19 protein-coding genes are annotated in these 19,270 nt (G+C 69.2%); 9 read left to right on the forward strand and 10 right to left on the reverse strand.

Annotated elements, in window-relative coordinates; translation table 11 throughout:
• Positions 1-21 precede the first annotated feature (21 nt).
• The 7 genes from pstA to F8O04_RS03790 all read right to left on the reverse strand — a co-directional run bounded on the left by pstA (position 22) and on the right by F8O04_RS03790 (position 8,424).
• The gene (pstA, locus tag F8O04_RS03760) at positions 22-1,221 is read right to left on the reverse strand and encodes a phosphate ABC transporter permease PstA (RefSeq protein WP_158027983.1); all 1,200 of its coding nucleotides are present in this window, start codon (positions 1,219-1,221) and stop codon (positions 22-24) included.
• Between the two features lie 12 nt (positions 1,222-1,233).
• Positions 1,234-2,196: a phosphate ABC transporter permease subunit PstC gene (pstC, locus tag F8O04_RS03765; RefSeq protein WP_225734852.1), complete on the reverse strand. Its 963-nt coding sequence runs from the start codon at positions 2,194-2,196 to the stop codon at positions 1,234-1,236.
• Between the two features lie 171 nt (positions 2,197-2,367).
• The gene (gene pstS, locus F8O04_RS03770; protein ID WP_158027985.1) at positions 2,368-3,480 is read right to left on the reverse strand and encodes a phosphate ABC transporter substrate-binding protein PstS; all 1,113 of its coding nucleotides are present in this window, start codon (positions 3,478-3,480) and stop codon (positions 2,368-2,370) included.
• Between the two features lie 149 nt (positions 3,481-3,629).
• Complete coding sequence (locus F8O04_RS03775; protein WP_158027986.1) at positions 3,630-4,595, reverse strand: NUDIX hydrolase; 966 nt, start codon at positions 4,593-4,595, stop codon at positions 3,630-3,632.
• Entirely contained in the window at positions 4,592-6,760 is a 2,169-nt protein-coding gene (locus F8O04_RS03780) for an RNA degradosome polyphosphate kinase (RefSeq protein ID WP_158027987.1), read from the reverse strand. The genes F8O04_RS03775 and F8O04_RS03780 overlap by 4 nt, the downstream gene beginning before the upstream one ends.
• Before the next feature lie 93 nt (positions 6,761-6,853).
• Entirely contained in the window at positions 6,854-7,744 is an 891-nt protein-coding gene (gene mshD / locus F8O04_RS03785) for a mycothiol synthase (RefSeq protein ID WP_158027988.1), read from the reverse strand.
• Positions 7,741-8,424, reverse strand: coding sequence for a winged helix-turn-helix domain-containing protein (locus F8O04_RS03790; protein WP_158027989.1), 684 nt, complete (start codon positions 8,422-8,424; stop codon positions 7,741-7,743). Before F8O04_RS03790 ends, mshD begins: the two co-directional genes overlap by 4 nt.
• 86 nt (positions 8,425-8,510) lie before the next feature.
• Between F8O04_RS03790 and F8O04_RS03795 the strand changes: the two genes are divergently transcribed.
• The 5 genes from F8O04_RS03795 (at position 8,511) to F8O04_RS03815 (ending at position 12,647) form a co-directional block, all read left to right on the forward strand.
• The gene (locus tag F8O04_RS03795) at positions 8,511-8,804 is read left to right on the forward strand and encodes a hypothetical protein (RefSeq protein WP_158027990.1); all 294 of its coding nucleotides are present in this window, start codon (positions 8,511-8,513) and stop codon (positions 8,802-8,804) included.
• A 150-nt stretch (positions 8,805-8,954) separates the two neighbouring features.
• Positions 8,955-9,623 (forward strand): FABP family protein, encoded by a 669-nt coding sequence (locus tag F8O04_RS03800; RefSeq protein ID WP_158027991.1) that lies wholly within the window; start codon positions 8,955-8,957, stop codon positions 9,621-9,623.
• Positions 9,616-10,797, forward strand: coding sequence for a CAF17-like 4Fe-4S cluster assembly/insertion protein YgfZ (gene ygfZ, locus F8O04_RS03805; RefSeq protein ID WP_158027992.1), 1,182 nt, complete (start codon positions 9,616-9,618; stop codon positions 10,795-10,797). The genes F8O04_RS03800 and ygfZ overlap by 8 nt, the downstream gene beginning before the upstream one ends.
• A gap of 52 nt (positions 10,798-10,849) precedes the next feature.
• Complete coding sequence (locus F8O04_RS03810) at positions 10,850-11,881, forward strand: FUSC family protein (protein WP_188726287.1); 1,032 nt, start codon at positions 10,850-10,852, stop codon at positions 11,879-11,881.
• Between the two features lie 22 nt (positions 11,882-11,903).
• Positions 11,904-12,647, forward strand: a complete 744-nt coding sequence (locus tag F8O04_RS03815; RefSeq protein WP_158027994.1) for a phosphoglyceromutase — start codon at positions 11,904-11,906, stop codon at positions 12,645-12,647.
• Between the two features lie 121 nt (positions 12,648-12,768).
• On the opposite strand, the gene phoU is transcribed toward F8O04_RS03815, so the two are convergent.
• Positions 12,769-13,443, reverse strand: a complete 675-nt coding sequence (gene phoU, locus F8O04_RS03820; protein WP_158027995.1) for a phosphate signaling complex protein PhoU — start codon at positions 13,441-13,443, stop codon at positions 12,769-12,771.
• A 154-nt stretch (positions 13,444-13,597) separates the two neighbouring features.
• On the opposite strand from phoU, the gene F8O04_RS03825 reads away from it, so the two are divergent.
• Entirely contained in the window at positions 13,598-14,842 is a 1,245-nt protein-coding gene (locus F8O04_RS03825) for a sensor histidine kinase (RefSeq protein ID WP_158027996.1), read from the forward strand.
• 75 nt (positions 14,843-14,917) lie between these two features.
• Positions 14,918-15,601: a response regulator transcription factor gene (locus tag F8O04_RS03830; RefSeq protein WP_158027997.1), complete on the forward strand. Its 684-nt coding sequence runs from the start codon at positions 14,918-14,920 to the stop codon at positions 15,599-15,601.
• Between the two features lie 68 nt (positions 15,602-15,669).
• Here F8O04_RS03830 and F8O04_RS03835 read toward each other — a convergent pair whose 3' ends face one another.
• Positions 15,670-16,266 (reverse strand): hypothetical protein, encoded by a 597-nt coding sequence (locus F8O04_RS03835; protein ID WP_158027998.1) that lies wholly within the window; start codon positions 16,264-16,266, stop codon positions 15,670-15,672.
• Positions 16,267-16,448: 182 nt separating this feature from the next.
• On the opposite strand from F8O04_RS03835, the gene F8O04_RS03840 reads away from it, so the two are divergent.
• Positions 16,449-16,931 carry a CarD family transcriptional regulator gene (locus F8O04_RS03840; protein ID WP_158027999.1) on the forward strand — a complete coding sequence of 161 codons (483 nt, stop codon included), beginning with the start codon at positions 16,449-16,451 and terminating at the stop codon, positions 16,929-16,931.
• Positions 16,932-17,009: 78 nt separating this feature from the next.
• Entirely contained in the window at positions 17,010-18,380 is a 1,371-nt protein-coding gene (ispF, locus tag F8O04_RS03845; RefSeq protein WP_188726286.1) for a 2-C-methyl-D-erythritol 2,4-cyclodiphosphate synthase, read from the forward strand.
• On the opposite strand, the gene erm is transcribed toward ispF, so the two are convergent.
• Entirely contained in the window at positions 18,334-19,170 is an 837-nt protein-coding gene (gene erm / locus F8O04_RS03850; RefSeq protein ID WP_158028001.1) for a 23S ribosomal RNA methyltransferase Erm, read from the reverse strand. The two genes, ispF and erm, sit on opposite strands and share 47 nt — an antisense overlap.
• Positions 19,171-19,270 lie beyond the last annotated feature (100 nt).

Genomic DNA, 19,270 nt, shown 5'->3' on the forward strand with positions numbered 1-19,270 from the left:
CTGGTGTCCGGGCTCCGCCGCTTAGCGGCTGCCCCTGGGCGAGAAGTAGTACGACACGACGCGGCCGATCGCGTTGAGGACGACCACGATGAGCAACAGCACGAGTGCGCCCGCCCAGGCGAGCTGGTTGCCCTCCGCCGTCGTGAAGTTCCACTGCTGATACACGAAGGTCGGAAGCGACGACATGACGCCGCCGAACGGGTTGGTGTTCATGTTGATCGACATGCCCGCCGCGACGAGCAGCGGGGCCGTCTCGCCGATAACGCGGGCGATGGCGAGCAGCACGCCGGTGACGAGGCCGGCGAGGCAGGTGGGCAACACGACCTTGACGATCGTGAGCCACTTGGGAACGCCGAGCGCGTACGACGCCTCGCGCAGTTCCTGCGGCACGAGGCGGATCATCTCCTCCGACGAGCGGACCACGGTCGGCAGCATCAGCACCATGAGGGCGATGGAGCCGACGATGCCGGCGCGCACCGTCGTGAGGTCGCCGCCGAACGTCTGCGTGAACAGCATGAACAGGGCAAACGCGAAGAGACCGGCGACGATCGACGGGATACCCGTCATGACGTCGACGAAGAACGTGATCGCCTTCGTCAGGCGTCCACCCCGGCCGTACTCGACGATGTAGACGGCGGTGAAGATGCCGATCGGGATCGTGATGAGGCTCGTGAAGAACGTGATCAGCAGCGTGCCCACGATGGCGTGGAGACCACCGCGTTCACCTGGGCGCGACGAGTCGTGCAGGAAGAAGTCGGGATCGACGAGGCCGGGGAGACCGTTGATGAAGAGGATCGTGATGAGCGACGCCAGCGGGATCAGCGCGAGCACGAAGGCGGTCACGACGAGACTTTGCACGAAACGGTTGGCCGCTTGCCGCGCCCCCTCGACGATGCGCGACATCAGCCAGCCGACGACGATGAAGATCACACCGCCGAGGGCGAGGAAGCCGCCCCAGTTGTAGCCGATCGTGAGGTTGCCGGTCTGCTCGACCACGTTGATGAGCGGCTTCCCCTCAGGGTCGGCCGCCCAGATGCCGAGGAAGATGAGGAAGCTCGCGACGAAGCTCGCGAGCACCAGGACGGGCATGGCCCACTTGGGCAGACGCCCAGAGGTCAGCGCGTTGACGGTCTTCGACGGGCGATTCGGGGGTGTCGTTTTCGAAGCGCCAGGGCCGCTCGATGACCCGGCGGAGGTCGATTTGACGGTTTCAGTCGACATGGTCCGGTTCCCTTACTTCGCCCGGCGGGCGATGACCCACCGGCCCAGCGAGTTGACGACGAGCGTGATCGCGAACAAGACGAGGCCTCCGGCGATGAGCGTCGATGAGTTCGTGCCGAACGCCTCGGGGAATCGCTTGGCGATGCTCGCGGCGATCGTCATGGGGTTCTGTGACGTCAACACCTCGAACGAGATGATCGATGCCGATGACAGCACCATGGTGACCGCCATCGTCTCACCGAGGGCACGGCCGAGGGCGAGGATGCTCGCGGCGAAGATGCCGGAGCTCGCGTAGGGGAATACCGCCATGCGCACCATCTCCCAGCGGGTCGCGCCGAGCGCGAGCGACGCCTCCTCGTTCAGGCGCGGCGTCTGCAGGAAGATCTCTCGCGAGAGCGCCGTGATGATCGGCAGGATCATGATCGCCAGCACGATACCGGCGGTCATCATGTTCTTGCCGGTCGGGGTCGCCTGTCCGCCGAAGAACGGGATCCAGGCGAGATATTCGTTGAGCCACGCGTAGAGGGGGCCGGCGACCGGGGCGAAGACGAGGATGCCCCACAGGCCGTAGACGACCGAAGGCACGGCAGCCAGCAGGTCGATGAGGAAGCCGAGCGACACCGCGAGGCGGCGCGGCGAGAAGTGGCTGATGAAGAGGGCGACGCCGACGCCGACCGGCAGGGCGATGATCATCGCGATGACCGACGACCAGACGGTGCCGAAAACGAGCGGCGCCACGTACCCCCAGAAGCCGGGCGGGTTCGCGCCGGCCCGGAGCGAGGCGTCGTGCGCGTCGCTGATCGGCGCGACGAGCGATTCGGAACCCTGGATGAGCAGAAAGAAGAACACGGCCGCAAGCGTGGCCAGGATGAGCGCACCAGACGTCGTCGAGATCGTCTGGAAAATGGTGTCGCCCGGGCGGCGCACAGTGCGCGACGCCCCGCCGGACGCGGGAGCTGCTTCAGTACGCTCCATCGAGGATTTCGTACTCGACATCGAACTGACCTTCCTTACGAAGCAGGGGCTTCGTCAGCGTTCGTGAGTTGGAGATTGCGAGAGCAGGCGTGCCCGGTGCCGGCAGGATTGCGCGGCACCGGGCACGGTCTAACTCATTCGCCGGTGAACGGCACTCGAAGCTGCGGGGAGCTAGCTGATGGCGTCGATCGCGGCCTGGGCGGCGCTGCGGATCTCGTCCGAGATCGGAGCGTTGCCGGCGGCAGCCGAAGCGGCCTCCTGGCCCTCGGCCGTGATGATGTAGCTGAAGTACGCCTTCACGAGCTCGGCCTTCTCGGCATCCTGGTACTCGGCGCAGCCGATGAGGTACGAGACGAGCACGATCGGATAGGCGCCGTCAACGCCCGTGTAGTCGAGCTCGAAGACCACGTCGGTCTCGGCACGGCCCTCTTCCTGCGGCGAACCGGCGACGACAGCGGCAGCGGCCTCAGGGCTGAGCTGGACGAAGTCGGAGCCAGACTGGATGGCCACCGTCTGGAGACCCTCGGCAGCCGAGGCGTCGAGGTAGCCGATGGTGCCCTCGGCGCCACCGACCGCGGCCGCGACACCAGCGGTGCCGTCAGCCGACTCGCCGCCGAGCGCGGCGGGGAAGTCGTCTTCCGCACCGTGGGTCCAGGCCTCGGGTGCGGCCTCCTCGAGGTAGCCGAGGAAGTTGCCGGTGGTGCCCGACGAGTCGCCGCGGTGCACGGCGGTGATGGCCGTCTCGGGCAGCTCGACGCCCTCGTTGAGGGCGGCGATCTCCGGCGCGTTCCACGTCGTGATCTCGCCGGCGAAGATGCCCGCGAGGGTAGCGGCGTCGAGGTTCAGCGAGTCGACGGTCGGCAGGTTGTAACCGATCGCGATGGGCGAGATGTACGCGGGGAACTCGACGATGTCGCTGCCCTCGGCGCAGGCGCCGAACGCGTTCTCCTCGATCTCATCGGTCGTGAACGCGCGGTCCGAACCGACGAAGTCGGACTGGCCCGCCACGAAGTTGTCGCGGCCGGTGCCGGAACCGGTCTGGGTGTAGTTGACGGTCACACCGGGCTCGACGTCCTGGAAACCGGGGATCCAGCCGTTGAGCTGAGCCTGCTCCTGCGAGCTCGCGCCCGTCGCGTTGAGGGTGCCCGAAAGGCCGCCGCCGTTCTCGCCACCCTCAGCGGTGGTGTCGGTCTCGGGGGCGGTGTCGTCGCCCGCGCAAGCTGCGAGCGTCAGGGCGGCGATAGCGGCCATGGCGACCGAGGCGCCAACACGCGTGAACTTCATTGAATTTCCCTCCAGGGGGGATCGTCGTGATGAGTCCGTATGAACTGCGTGGCTGAATGTAGGTGCGGCCCGTGACGTGATCGCGCTGAATTGGTGAACGCGAGGTGAACTGGCTGTGAGAAGCCCTTGATTCGGGGGATTTCTGCGGGTCAGACGAGTGGCCCGTGCGTCTCCGTCGCAACGATCCCGAGCGACGGGTCGTCGTGGGCGACGTGCAGCACAACGCACTCGCCCGTCGACAGCATCGATGCACGCATGACGCGATCGGTCGGCGTGTCGGTCGCGTGCGCGGTCTCGCGCACGATCTCCGGCATGACCGGCGAGTGGCTGCACAGCACCGTCGGGGTGCGGTCGGCGATGACCGCCGCGATGGTCTCGTCGACGGCATCGTCGCCGCCGTCGTAGGCCAGCTGCGAGATGGCGGTGCTCACCTCGGGCTCGATGCCGGTCGCGGTGGCAAACGGGGCGACCGTGGCGCGGCAGCGCACGGCGGACGACGTGATCACGCGCCGCGGCCCGAACGCCTCCAGAATGGGCACCAGGAGCTCTGCCTGCTCGTGCCCACGGCCGGTGAGTGGCCGCGATTCGTCCGCGCCTGGCCAGGAGAGCGGCGGCGCGGCTTTGGCGTGGCGCAGTGCGATCACGGCGAAGGTCCGGGCGGTCCCTGCGTCGACGCGGGCGGCGAACTCATCGAGCACACCCCGGTCGATGTCGTACGTGAGCCGCTCCCGGGCCGCCGCCAGCGGCAGCCACTCGAGCGCATCGACCTCGTCGTTCGGCACGAACGCGTGTGAGGCATGGGCGGCTTCGTCGATCTCGGCCGTCCAGTAGGCGACTTCCTTGGGCCGGCCGTCCGGAAGGTCGTACGCGACCGTCGTGAGCGGAGCGGCGAGCGCCACACGGAGCCCGGTCTCCTCCCACGTCTCCCGCACCGCGGTCTGCGGCAGTGTCTCGCCCGGGTCGACCTTGCCCTTCGCGAGCGAGAAGTCGTCATGCCGTCGGCGGTGGATGACGAGGGTCTCCACTCCGTCGCCGGTCTCACGCCACAACAGCACTCCGGCCGCGTATACGCCCGTCGGGGAGTCGGCTGCGGCCTCGTGCGTTCGTGACGTCATGACGCGATGTGCTCCTCGGAGTTCAGGGTGCTGCGGCGGGTGCGCCGCATCGTGCGACGCATCATCTCATCGTGCAGGTCGGTGAGTGGCTCGCCGTGCTCGTTGATGACATGGCGCGTCCACTGTGCGTCGGCGTCGAGGTGCCACGTGGCCGTGCCGTCGTCCATCGCGAGGTCGAACATCGACTCGATCGCGGCGATCTGGTGCGGGTCGGCGAGCCGCACCAGCGCTTCGATGCGACGGTCGAGGTTGCGATGCATCATGTCGGCCGAGCCGATGAACAGGTGCGTGTCGCCGTCGTTATGGAACGTGAAGATGCGCGAGTGCTCGAGATACCGGCCCACGACCGAGCGCACGCGGATGCTCTCGCTCATGCCGGGGACGCCCGGGCGGAGCGCGCAGATGCCGCGCACCCAGATGTCGATCGGCACGCCGACGCGGCTGGCCGCGTAGAGCGCGTCGATGATCTGCTCGTCGACCATTGAGTTGACTTTGATGCGGATGCGGGAGGGGCGCCCGTCGAGCGCCGCGCGGCGCTCATGATCGATGTGCTGCAGCAGGCCTTTGCGCAGGTGCAGCGGCGCCACCAGTAAGCGCTGGAACTTCTTCTCGATCGCGTAGCCGGACAACTGGTTGAAGAGGCGCGTGATGTCGTTGCCGACGACCGGGTCACACGTGAACAGCCCGAAGTCCTCGTAGATGCGGCTCGTCTTCGGGTTGTAGTTGCCCGTGCCGACGTGGTTGTAGGCGCGCAGCCGCCCGTCTTCCTCTCGGATGACCTGCAGCAGCTTGCAGTGCGTCTTCAGTCCGACGAGGCCGTAGACGACGTGCACGCCGGCCTTCTCGAGCTTCCGCGCCCACTCGATGTTGTTCTGCTCGTCGAACCTCGCCTTGATCTCGACGAGCGCCAGCACCTGCTTGCCGGCTTCCGCGGCGTCGATGAGCGCCTCGATGATGGGGCTGTCGCCCGACGTGCGGTACAGGGTCTGCTTGATCGCGAGGACGTCGGGGTCGCTCGCCGCCTGCTCCAGGAACGCCTGCACGCTCGTCGAGAACGACTCGTACGGGTGGTGCGCGAGCACGTCCCGCGCGGCGATCGCGCCGAAGATGTCGGCTTGCTCGTCGGAGTCGCTCGTGCGGAAGTCCGCCGCCGTCACGGGCACGTGCGTCGGATACTTGAGGTCGGGGCGTCGCACGCGGCCGAGCTCGAACAGGCCCCGGAGATCGAGGGGACCGGGGAGCACACTCACCTCGTTGCGGGTGATGTCGAGCTCAGACACGAGCAGCTCGAGCGTCTCCTCGTCCATGTCGTCCGACACTTCGAGCCGGATCGGCGGGCCGAATCGGCGGCGCAGCAGCTCCTGCTCGAGCGCCTGGAGCAGGTTCTCGGTCTCGTCCTCCTCGATCGTCACATCCTCGTTTCGCGTGAGCCGGAACGCGTGGAAGTCGAGGATCTCCATGCCCGCGAACACCGAGCCGAGGTGGTGGGTGATGAGGTCTTCGAGCGGAATGAACCTGGACTCTCCCGACACGGACTGCAACGGGTAGAGGCGCGGCAGCACCGGCGGCACCTTGAGCCGCGCGAACTCGACCTTGCCCGAGACGGGATTGTGCACGCGAACCGACAGGTTGAGGCTCAGGCCGGAGATGTACGGGAACGGGTGCGCCGGGTCGACGGCGAGCGGCATGAGCACGGGGAAGATCTGCTCGTCGAAGACATCGTGCAGGTGTTCCCGCTCGTCACTCGAGAGGTCTTCCCAGTTGACGATGTGGATGCTCTCGCGTTTGAGCGCCGGCGCGACGCTGTCGAGGTAGGTGCGTGCGTGGCGCACCTGCAATTCCCGGGCCTGCGTCTGGATCGTCTCGAGGATCGCCTCAGGGGGCGTGCCATCAGGCGTGGGCACCGCGAGTCCCGTGAGGATGCGTCGCTTGAGGCCCGCGATGCGCACCATGAAGAACTCGTCGAGATTGGACGCGAAGATGGCGAGGAAGTTCGTCCGCTCGAGGAGCGGAACGCGCTCGTCTTCGGCGAGTTCGAGCACTCGCTGATTGAAGGCGAGCCAACTGAGCTCGCGGTCGACGAAGCGGCTCAGCGGCAGATCGTCGACGGCTGGGGGTGTCGAGGCATCCATGTCGGCGGGGGAGGTGTCCTGCGGCGCATCCATGGGGTCTCCTGTCGAACTTTCCCGGCCTGGGGTGTCGCCGGGCGAAGGAATCGTAGCGGGCGCCCATGTCGGTCCGGTGACGGCGCCGACCGTCTACCCGGCGGGTGCGACGGTGCGCCGATACTGGACGTCGACGGCGTCGTTCTCGTATCCGAGCGAGCGATAGAGGGCGAGCGCGCGCGCGTTGTCTCCCTCGACGTAGAGGGTGGTACGCGGGAGGCCGAGGGCATGGATGCGCGCCAGCCCCACTCGCATGAGCGCCCGGCCGAGCCCGCGGCCGGCGGCCTCGTCGGCGACTCCTATCACGTAGACCTCGCCCTCGTCGCCATCGGCCTTGAGCCAGTTGTAGCCGAGCAATTCGCCGGTGACGGCGTCGCGCGCCACGAGGAACGAGGCCGGGTCGAACCAGTCCTGCCCCATCCGCGCCTCGAGCCCCGCCTGCTCGAGGGCGCCCTGCTCCGGGTGGTCGCGGAAGACGCGGGCGTTGAGGGCGAGGAACTCGGCGTCGTCGGTGCCCGGCCGGAACGTCTCGAAGCGAACGTCGGCGGGTGCCGCTCCCGCGTCGGCGTCGGCCGCGACCACGTCGCGACCGAGCTTGTACAGCACGCGCGACTCGCGCATCCCGACCGCGCTTGCGAGTCCGCGCGCGGACTCGAGGTTCCCGTGCGCCCAGACGACGAGCTCGGCGCCCGCTGCGAGGCGGTCGGTGAGCGCGTCGACCAGCGCGAGTCCGAGGCCGTCGCGCCGGGCATCCGGGTGCACGACGAGCTCGGCCTCGAGCCCGCCTTCGCGGGGGTGGGCGAGGGCTGCGCCCGCGAGCGTTCCGTCATCGGCGCGCGCGGCGACGAGCAGGCGGTCGTCGAGCCGGAGCATGGCGTCGTCGTTGAAGGGCGCGACGCCATCGGCCGAGGTCGCCGCGGCGGCCAGCTCGGCGATGTCGGCGGCGTGCGCGCCCGCTCGTTCGTGCGTCTCGATGCGGGTCATGCCGTCCCTCCCTCGTCGCCGTTCGACGACCGCAGCAGCCGGTACCCGACATTGCGTACCGTGCCGATCACGGTCTCGTGGTCGCCCAGCTTCGCGCGCAGCCGCCGTACGTGCACGTCGACCGTGCGGGTGCCGCCGTAGTAGTCGTAGCCCCACACCTCGCTCAGCAGCCGTTCGCGCGTGAACACGTGCTCGGGGTGGGCCGCGAGGTAGCGGAGCAACTCAAACTCCTTATAGGTGAGATCGAGCACTCGGTCGCGGTAGCGAGCAGTGTAGCTCTGCTCGTCGATCGAGAGGTGGCCGACGCGGATGGTGCCGGCCGGCTCCTCGGTCGCTTGGGCCTGCGGCTGCAGCAGGCGGATGCGCGTGTCGACTTCGGCTGGCCCCGCGCCCTGCAGGACGACGTCGGTGACGCCCCACTCCTGGGTGACGGCGGGCAGGCCGCCCTCGACGAGCACGAGCAGCACGGGCAGCCCGGCATCGATCGACGAGAGGACGCCGCACAGTCGTTTTGCCATCGAGAGGTTCACAGTGCCGTCGACGACGATCGCGTCGGCATCTGCTGCTTGCGCGGCACCGGTCGTCGACGGTGGAACGACGCGGACCTGGTGCGACAGGAGGGCGAGGCTGGGAAGCATGTGCTCCGGGGGCTGGGAGGAGAGAACGAAGAGGTCTGCCATACCCGTCCTCTCGGCGCAATGATCGTGTGCGGGGAATTGTAGCGACCACAGGCTCCGCACCTTTCCGCATGCGCGACAATGGCTCCATGACGAAGCTGCGTTTGAGCGTCGGGGCCGTATGGGTCGCCGCCCTGGCTGGCATCTTCGTCATCGCGTTCGGGGCCGCGCCCGAACGGCACGTGACGTGGGTGTCGACCCTCATGTTGATCCTCATCTGCCTCACCTGCGTGATCCAGCTGGCACTGCAGGAGTCCGACGGCTTCGTGCGCCGCATGTGCGAAAGCCTCGTCGGGGCCCTCGTGATCCTGGCGCTGGGCTCGGCCGTGCTCGCCCTGCTCGGCGGCGGGGCGCTGGTTGGGGTCAACGTCGGCGCCCAGTAGACTTGAATGCATGGATCCCCTTCTCGCCATCGAAGTCACGTTCACCGGCCTGCTGATCGTCGCGATCGCGACGATCACGTGGCTGTCGGGCGTCGTCGTCTACCGGCTCTTCAAGGGTCAGAGCTAGCGCCGGCCCTGCTCACCCGTCGCATGGTCGAACTCCCGCCAGGGCTCGCTCCCGAACTCGTCCCACTCGCATGGCTCGTCGGTGCGTGGGAGGGCAGTGGCGTCGTCGAGTACGCCGTCACCGACGACGACGTACGGCTGCACGCATTCCGCCAGCGCATCGACATCGTCGTCGATGAGGGCATGCCCTACCTGCAGTACGCGTCGCGCCTGTGGCTCGAGGGGGGCCAGGTCCGGGCACCCGAGGAGGCCGCTGTCGCCGAGGTCACCGCGATCGCCGACGACGAACTCCGCGATCTGCCCGTTCTGTCCAGCGAGACCGGCTACTGGCGGATTGCTCGTCCACACGATGAGGGTGACGTCGGTCCCGGGTACCTGCCGGCGACGGCTCCCCTGACGCACGCCGACGCCGATGCGGTCGAACGCCTGCGCGGCGATGACGGGGCGTTCGAGATCGAACTGGCGGTCGCGCATCCCACCGGCGTCAGCGAGCTGTACTTCGGCTCGGTGCGCAGCGCGCGGATTGATCTGTCCACCGACGCCGTTGTGCGCGCGCCCGGTGCGAAGGACTACACGGCTTCGACCCGCATGTACGGGCTCGTCCGCGGCGAACTGCTGTGGGCCTGGGACATCGCCGCGCTCGGCCGGGCGCTGGCCTCGCACGCTTCGGGAAGGCTGGTGAAGGTTGGCTGATCAGTCCGAACCACTTGAACTGCCTCGGTCGCCGTTTCTCGACCTGGACGGCGCCGTCGAGGGCACCGGGCCGGATGCGGGAACGCCAGCGCACTACGGCGGCTTCCTCACCGAACAACGACGGCTCGCGCGCCCGGGGGACGGCCCGGTCGCCATCGTGGACCAAGGGCACCTCGCCGTGCTGCGGGTCGAGGGCGGCGACCGGCGGTCGTGGCTCGATTCCATGACGTCGCAGGCGCTCGCGCAGTTGCAACCCGGTGACAGCGCCGAGACGCTGCTGCTCGACGCCAACGGGCGAATCGAGCACGCGGTCGCCGCGGTCGACGACGGCGCGTCGACGTGGCTCATCACCGAGCGCTCCCACGCCGTCGGGTTGGCGGCATGGCTCAACCGCATGCGCTTCATGCTCGACGTGCGAGTCGTGCCCGAGCATGAGGGCTATGGCGTCGTCGCGACGCTCGGTCCCACGGGCGAGGCCGTGCCGAGCGACGGCGCGCCCGATCTCGGAGCCGCTGCGCCGAACGGGGTTCCGGTCGTGTGGCGCGACCCGTGGGCCGATCCTCCGCTCGGCGGCGTGACCTACGCGATGGCGGCGAGGCATCCCGGTGCAGCCTGGCACCTCGCGCTGCACGTCCTCGAGCGCCCCGCGCTCGCCGAGCTCGCTCGGCGCGCCGGTGCGGGGGAGTGGGCGCTCGCGGGCCAAGACGCGCTCGAGGCGCTCCGCATCGCAGCGTGGCGGCCGAGGCTCGGCCGCGACGTCGACTCGCGCGCGATTCCGCACGAGCTCGACTGGGTGCGAAGCGCCGTGCACCTGACGAAGGGCTGCTACCGCGGACAGGAGACCGTCGCGAAGGTACACAACCTCGGTCACCCGCCTCGCCGGCTCGTGGCCCTCGACCTCGACGGCGTGGCCCCGGAACCCGGAGCGGCGCTGCACGTGGCCGGCGACGAGGGGCGCAAGATGGTCGGTCGTGTCACTTCCGTCGCGCTGCACTTCGAAGAGGGGCCGATCGCGCTCGCGATCGTGAAGCGGTCGCTTGCGCCGGATGCCGTGCTCGCGACCGACGTCGACGAGCGTGAGATCGCGGCCGCGCAGCGCGTCATCGTGCCGATTGACGCGGGCCGCACCGTCGACGTGCCGAAGCTGCGGCGGCTGCAGGCCCGCGGCGACTGACGTGCGGCTCCCGAGGCCGCCGCGGCTGCTGCCTGACCAGGCGTTCGGAAGGGTGCGAGATTCCCTTCCCGCGATCACGCAGATCACGGTGGCGGCGATGGCCGCGTACGCGTTCGCCCACTTCGTGCTTGGCCACGAGAATCCGTTCCTCGCCGTCACGGTGTGCGTCACCTCCCTCGGGTTCGCGCGCGACGCGCGGCCACGGCGGGTGCTCGATACGGCGCTCGGCATCACGTTCGGCGTGCTGTTCGCCAACGTGGCGCTGGTGCTCATCGGGCGGGGCGTGTGGCAGTTGGCCGTCGTGCTCGTGGTGGTCATGCTCATGGCCCGCTTCTTCCACCCGAGCCCCGGCTTCGCCGTCTCGGCCACGATCCAGGCCGCCCTCGTCTCCCTCATCCCGTTGAGCTCCGGCGCCGAGTACACGCGCCTGATCGATGCCGTGCTCGGCGGCGCGGCCGCGATCGCCGCGACGGCGCTCGTGCCTCGCGACGCGCGACGCATGGCGCGGGCAGACGCCCGGACGCTGTTCGCGGCCCTCGAGCGCGCCACGATCGATCTGGTCGAGGCGCTCCGGACGGGTGACTCCGGTGCGAGCCTGCACGCCCTCGACGAACTGCGCCGAACGCAGCCGCTGCTCGACAACTGGGGCACCTCGCTCGACAGCGCCAGGTCGATCGCGGCCGTCTCTCCGCTGCTACGGGGCCACCGCGACGAGATCGATGCGCAGGCCGAGCTGCGGTTGCGCATGGACCTCGTGACGCGCAATCTGCGGGTCATCGCCCGGCGAATCAGCGCCGTCGTCGCCGACGGCAAACCGAGACCGGCGCTCGCCGACGTGCTCGCGGGCATCGAATCGTCGATCGTGGAGCTCGGTCTGTCCTTCGACCGGCCGGCGCTCCGGCGGCAGGCCGAGCAGACGTGCATCCTCGCGACGGTGCGGCTCGACCCCGCGCGGCTCGTGCCCAACGGCTCGGTCGGCGAGGTCATGATCGTGATGCAGTGCCGCCCCCTCGTCGTCGACCTGCTCGTCGCGACCGGCGTCGACGCTGACGCGGCGCGTGGCATGCTGCCCAAGGTGGGGTAGCACGCCCCGGTACCCTTGTCGCATGACCGAAGTGCGCACGCTCATCGTGGTTCGTCACGGGCAGAGCGAATGGAACGAGAAGAATCTGTTCACGGGGTGGGTCGACGTCGAGCTCACGGAGCAGGGCCGGGCGGAGGGAAAGCGGGCGGGCGTGCTGATGCGCGAGGCCGGTCTCGCCCCCGAGATCCTGTACACCTCGCTCCTGACTCGCGCGATCGACACTGCGAACCTCGCGCTCAAGGAGGCCGGCCGGGCCTGGATCGACGCGAAGCGCACGTGGCGCCTCAACGAGCGTCACTACGGCGCGCTGCAGGGGAAGGACAAGGCGCAGATCCGCGATGAGTTCGGCGAGGAGCAGTTCATGACGTGGCGCCGTTCGTACGACACGCCGCCGCCGCCGCTCGACGACGATTCCGAGTGGTCGCAGGCCGACGACGTGCGCTACGCGGGGCACGACATCCCGCGCACCGAATGCCTGAAGGACGTCCTCGAGCGTTTCCTGCCCTACTGGGAATCGGACATCGTGCCAGACCTTCGCTCCGGCCGTACCGTGCTCATCGCGGCACACGGCAACTCCTTGCGCGCCCTCGTGAAGCACCTCGACGGCATCAGCGATGACGACATCTCGGGGCTCAACATCCCGACCGGGATCCCCCTCGTCTATCGCCTCGACGCCGAGACGCTGCGTCCCACGGAGCCGGCCGCCTACCTCGATCCCGCGGCCGCGGCCGCCGGTGCAGCTGCCGTCGCGAGCCAGGGCAAATAGCCGGCCCCGTCGGCGCACGGCGAACCGTCTCCGCAGGCACACGAAAGCGGGGCCCGCCCCGTCGATGACGGGTTGGGCCCCGCTTTCGTGGGTGGCCGTGACGACCGTCGCGCCCGGCCGGTTACTCCGCGGTGCCCGGTGCGTCCCGCTGCTGCCAGTCGAGCTGGTGCCAGTCACCCGTCGCGAGGTACTCGATCTTCTTGGCGATCGAGACCGCGTGGTCGGCAAAACGTTCGTGGTAGCGGCTCATGAGCGTCGCGTCGATGACGGCCACGCCGTCGTCTTCGTTCTGCAGGATGTCGAACGTCGAGCGGTGGAGCGCGTCGACCTTGATGTCGTCGCTCTTGATCTCATCGGCGATGTCGATGCGTTGGGTCGCGAGCAGCTCCACGAGCTTCGAGGCGATCTCGACGTCGACCGCGCCCATCTGCTCGAAGGTCGTGCGAATGGCTTCGGGGCCGACCTGGCCGGGGTAGCGGTAGCGCGAGACCTGCGCGATGTGGGCCGCGAGGTCGCCCATGCGCTCGAGCGATGCGCTGATGCGCAGCGCGCTCACGACGATGCGCAGGTCGCGTGCGACCGGTGCCTGGCGCGCGAGGATCTCGATCGCGAGCTCGTCGAGCGCGAGCGAGCGCTCGTCGATCAACCGGTCGCCGTCGATGACCCGTTCCGCGAGCGACACGTTCGACGTGGCCACCGCCTTCGTGGCATCCGTGATGGCGGCGCGAACGAGTCGAGCGATCTCGACGAGACGGCCCTGAACGTCGGCAAGTTCCTGCTGGAATACTTCGCGCATTGTTGTCCTTTGCTGGTGTCGGTGGCCCGAGGCAGGTTCGTTCTGCGGGATGCAAGCCATGACACTTTACGAAGCGGAGGTGACGCGCTCATGTACCGCGCGTGTCCGCCCCGTGTTGTCACGGGCGCCATCCGAGCACCCTAGGCTGTCGACGATGGATGTGACGCTCGCGGTCTTCCTGTCGCTGACCTTTGGCCTCGTCGTGGGAGGAGGCTTTGTCGCGCTCGTGAACGCCGCGGCGTCCCAGCGCGAGCGTATCAGCGCCGCGCTCGACCCGCGGCCGCCGGAAGGGGTCGAGCGCGCGCTCGAGGCGCTCGGGGCCGCAGCGTTCGTGACCGATCCCTCGCACAACATCCTCGTCATGACGGCGGGGGCGGGCAGCATGGGGTTCGCGCGCAGGGGCGGGCGCCTCGACGACCGCCTCGGCGCGCTCGTCGACGAGGCACGCGACACGGGGGCGGCCGTCGACGCCGAGATCGAGATGCCACGCGGCCCGTTCGGCAGCGCGGAACTGCACCTGCACGTCCGCGCCGCCCGCGTGACGGGGCGGCATTTCGTCGTCATGGTGGAAGACCGCACGGAGGCACGGCGCGTCGAGAGCGTCCGCCGCGACTTCGTGGCGAACGTGAGCCACGAGTTGAAGACGCCGATCGGCGCGATCACCCTGTTGGCGGAGGCGCTCACCGAGGCCGCCGACGATGAAGAGCAGGTGCGGTATTTCACCGGGCGGCTCGAGACCGAGGCCACGAGGCTCAAGCGGCTCACGAACGAGTTGCTCGACCTGAGCCGGCTGCAGTCGACCGACTCGCTCGAGCACGCCACGATCGTCGACACGGGCGAGATCATCGATCTCGCGGTCGACCAGGCTCGCGTGGCCGCCGACGCGAAGGGCGTCCGCATCACCACGAACGCCCCGCGTGGCATGCTCGTGTTCGGCGATGCCGGCCTGCTCCTCATGGCGTTTCACAACCTCGTGTCGAACGCGGTCAACTATTCGGCCGAGGGGTCGCCCATCGGCGTCGGCGCGCGCATTCTCGACGAGGCGGTCGAGATCTCGGTGACCGATCAGGGGATCGGCATCGCGCCAGAAGACACGAGCCGGATCTTCGAGCGCTTCTACCGCGCCGACCCCGCGCGCTCGCGCCGCACGGGCGGCAGCGGGCTCGGGCTCAGCATCGTGAAACACATCGTCGAGAACCACGGGGGTGACATTCGGGTGTGGTCGCGTGTCGGGAAGGGGTCGACGTTCACCGTGCGGTTGCCGCTCGTCGAGGATGCGGAGAGGCGCGACGCGTACGAGTTCGACGACTTCGGCGGGGCCGGCGGCATCTCCGGTGGCGATGATCCGGACTCAGACGGCACGACGCCCGCGGGCGGAAGTACCGTTGGTCACCACTAGTCGATGAACCCGGGAGGACGCCGGAGATCGCATCCACTTCACCAGGAGTTTGCCTTGAGGTTGCACAATAGGAACGTGACACGGATCCTCCTCGTCGAAGACGAAGCCTCGCTGTTCGAACCGCTCTCGTTCCTGCTCAAGCGGGAGGGGTACGAGGTCGACATCGCCGAGTCGGGCACTGAAGCGCTCAGCCTCTTCGACGAGAATGAGCCGGACCTCGTGCTGCTCGACCTCATGCTGCCCGGCATCCCGGGCACGGAGGTGTGTCGGCAGATCCGGATGACCTCTCAGGTGCCCATCATCATGCTGACCGCGAAGGACAGCGAGGTCGACATCGTCGTCGGGCTTGAGCTCGGCGCTGACGACTATGTGACGAAGCCGTACTCGACTCGCGAGCTCATCGCCCGTATCCGAGCCGTCCTCCGCCGCAATGCGACCGCCGAGGGCGATGTCGACGACGCCATCGTCGAGGTCGGTGAGATCCGGATGGACATCGAGCGTCACACCGTGACGGTGCGCGGCGAGGTCACGCCGATGCCGCTGAAGGAGTTCGAGCTGCTCGAGTACCTCATGCGCAACTCGGGGCGCGTGCTCACGCGGGGCCAGCTCATCGACCGCGTGTGGGGGCCCGATTACTTCGGTGACACCAAGACCCTCGACGTGCACATCAAGCGCATCCGGTCGCGCGTGGAGGAGACCCCTTCATCGCCCAAGCTCCTGGTCACCGTGCGAGGGCTCGGCTACCGGTTCGAGGAATAACCCCGACGGAACACGTGTGGGGCCCCGGCACGCCGGGGCCCCACACGTCACGTCACTGCGCCGCAGAGCTACGGCTGAAGGCCGTCACCCTGCGCATCGCCCTGTGCGTCGCCCTCGAACGTGCCGGTGGCGTTGCCTTCGGCACCCGGCGTCGCCGTCGGCGCGGGAAGCGTTGGCGTCGGTTCGGGCGCCTGGGGCAGGAGCGTCGAGTATTCGGCGAGCGTGCCGTCGAGGACGGGCACCTTCTTGGTCTCGGTGGTGCCTCCCGGGCCCGTGAAGGTCACGTCGATGGTTGAGCCGGGCTCGAGCTGCACACCCTCGATGAGCACCTGAGGACCGTCGCCGTAACCGATGTGGGTGAGCGGCTGGGAGGCGTCGAGCGGAAGCTGCGCGGTGGCGCTCTCGGTCGTGATCGTGACGGAACCGGCATCGTCGGCGTGATTGACGATCGTGCCGACGAACGAGCCCGCCGTCGGGGTCGTGTCGCCCTCAGCGTCGACGAGGATCATGATGTTGCGCAGTTCGAGGTCGCCGACCGTCACGTGCACACCGTCGCTCGCGGCGTACTCGATGGTCGTGGCCAGCGGGCTGATCAGGTTGCATCCCGCAAGTCCACCGGCAAGAGCGGCGGCGAGCGCGACGGATGCGACGGCGCGAAACTTCACGACGGGGGCCTCCAGGGGTGCGAGCGTGTACGTGTGCCACCGCGCGTGAATGCTGCGGAAAGGCGATGCTCAGCCTAGCCGACGACGAGCGACCCCCGTGCTCACGCGCCGGCCCACCGGGCGGCGGCGTACTCTAGCACGACTCAATCGTGGTAAACTCTACACGAAAGGGGTCTGCATCTATGCAATTCAAAGTCGGGGAGACCGTCGTCTACCCACACCACGGTGCCGCCACGATCACCGAGGTGAAAACTCGCAAGATCAAAGGCGAGGACAAGACCTATCTCAAGCTTGACGTCGCGCAGGGCGATCTCGTCATCGAGGTCCCGGCCGAGAACGTTGATCTGGTCGGAGTCCGCGATGTGATCGGCAAAGACGGCCTGGACAAGGTGTTCGAGGTACTCCGCGCGCCCATCACCGAAGAGCCGACCAACTGGTCGCGGCGCTTCAAGTCCAACGTCGAGAAGCTCGCGACGGGCGACGTGATCAAGGTTTCCGAGGTCGTTCGCGACCTGTGGCGGCGCGATCAAGACCGCGGGCTCAGCGCCGGCGAGAAGCGCATGCTCGCGAAAGCGCGCCAGATTCTCGTCTCCGAGCTCGCGCTCGCCGAGAAGACCGACGAAGAGAGCGCGGCGAACGTGCTCGACAAGGTGCTCGCCTCCTAACGCGACCCCGTCGACGGCCGCGCGCACATCTCACGGTGCGGCGCGGCCGTTCTCGTTTCCGCCGGCGGGCCCGCGCTCATGGCGGTGCGGCGTCGAGGCCGACCGTCGGAGTGCGGTTGGATTGGGCGCATGGATGCTCCTCGCACCGGGTTCGTACTCGTCGCGGCCGGCAGCGGCACCAGGCTCGGCGTCGGCCGGCCGAAGGCCCTCGTCGACCTCGGCGGAGGCACGCTGCTCGAACACGCGCTGCGCCGCCTCCACGGGTTTCCCGGACGCCTCGCCGTCGCCGTCGCGGCACCCGCCGGGCACCTCGATGCCGCGCGCAGGCTCGCGTCGGCGGCGCTTCCCGCCGCAACGCCCGCACTGGCCGAGCGCGCCGACGCCCGCCCCGCGCACGGGGACCCCGACGCATCGCCCGCGCCGCCAGCCGCTGACGACGTGACCCTCGCGGTCGTCGCCGGTGGAGCATCCCGCCAATCGTCGGTTGCGGCGGCGATCGACGCGCTGCCGGGCGACTGCGATGTCGTGCTCGTGCACGACGCCGCGAGGCCGTTCGCGCCGCGCGCTCTCGCCGAGCGGGTCGCGGGCGCCGTTCGCGCAACGGGTGATGGTGTCGTGCCCGTGCTGCCGGTCGTCGACACGATCAAGCGGCTCAGCGGCGACAGGGTCGTCGAGACCCCCGAACGCTCGTCGCTCGTCGCTGCGCAGACGCCCCAGGGGTTCCCTGCACCCGCACTTCGCGAGGCGTATCGGTCGGCGACGATCGAGCACACCGACGACGCGGCGTTGGCGGCGGCTGCCGGACTGCGCGTGCGAACCGTGCCCGGCGACGTGCACGCGTTCAAGATCACCCGGCCCGACGACCTCGAGCGGGCGAGCAGGATGCTCGCGGGCGCATCCGAGCCCAGCGTGCGCTTTCCCGGCCATCGCGATATGGACGTCGCCGAGGGCTCGCGCGGCCTCGAGGCGGCCGAGCTGCGCACTGGGATCGGTGTCGACGCGCATGCGTTCGACGACACCGCCCCGCTGCACCTCGCCTGCCTGTACTGGCCCGGCGAACCCGGCCTGGCCGGGCACAGCGACGGCGATGCGGTTGCGCACGCGATCTGTGATGCCCTGCTCGCGGCGGCGGGCCTCGGCGACATCGGCAGCGTGTTCGGCACCGACGATCCGGAGCTCGCCGGCGCCGGGGGAGCGCTCTTCCTGCGGCGAACGCGCGCGCTGCTCGACGAGCACGGTGCAAGCATCCGGAACGTCTCCGTGCAGTTCGTCGCCGAGCGTCCGCGGTTTGCGGCGCGCCGCGACGAGGCGCGGACCGCGCTCGAGGCGGTGCTCGAGGCACCCGTGTCGATCGCGGCGACCACGAGCGATCGCCTCGGCTTCACCGGCCGCCGCGATGGCCTCATCGCCATCGCGACCGCCCTCGTCGCCGTCGCCCCGCCCCGGTAGCGGGCGGCGCCCCGGCCAGCTCGCCGCGCGCTGCATGGAAAAGGCCCGCCCATTGCGCGGCGCCGAGGTCGCGAGGCAGCGTCCCGGCCGCGACTCGCTCGCGGGAGAGCCAGAGGTCGATGGCGCCGCGTCGATCCGGCGTCACCGCGCGACGCGCGATGTCGGGGACTCCGCGGCCCCGCCCCTGGAAGACCGCGTGGACAAAGGCGCGGTACTCCTCGCCGCGCGTGGTCGCGACGAGGGGCTTCTGCCGCCGCGCGATCGCGAGGAGCCCGCCGTCGACGGAGGGCCGTGGCGCGAACGCACGCGCGGGCACCCGCCCGTGCAGGTCAAACGTCATCCACGGCCACCATTGCGCCGTCATCATCGTGACGCCACCGACGCCGGCCCGGCGGCGCGCGACCTCCCACTGCACGAGCAGCACGGCGTTCGTCCATCCGGGCGCGTGCAGCACCTTGCGGAGCATCGCCGTCGTGAGGTGGAACGGGAGATTGCCGACGACGACATATGGGTTCGTCGGCAGGGGCCAGCGGAGGAAGTCTCCGGCGACGATATTCACGCGGGGGCCGACGCGCTGTTCGAGCCGGCGGGCGAGGCGCAGGTCGATCTCGACGGCCGTGATGGGTCGCCCGAGCCGTTCGAGCTCGAAGGTCAGGGCGCCGCGGCCCGGGCCGATCTCGAGGATTGGACCGCGCGTTCGGGCGACGAGGTCGACGACTCGGCGGATGGTCGCCGCGTCTGAGAGAAAGTTCTGGCCGTGCTCGTGACGGCCGCCGTGCATGGTCGGCAAGATGCTGCTCCGGAGGAATCGAAGGGTCCGGGCACGACGGCGCAGGGATGCGCGGGGCCCGGTCTGGCCTGCGAAACGGCGGAGTCGACGCGCGAAGAAG

The organism is Pseudoclavibacter endophyticus (genome assembly GCF_008831085.1).
GTDB lineage: Bacteria > Actinomycetota > Actinomycetes > Actinomycetales > Microbacteriaceae > Pseudoclavibacter > Pseudoclavibacter endophyticus.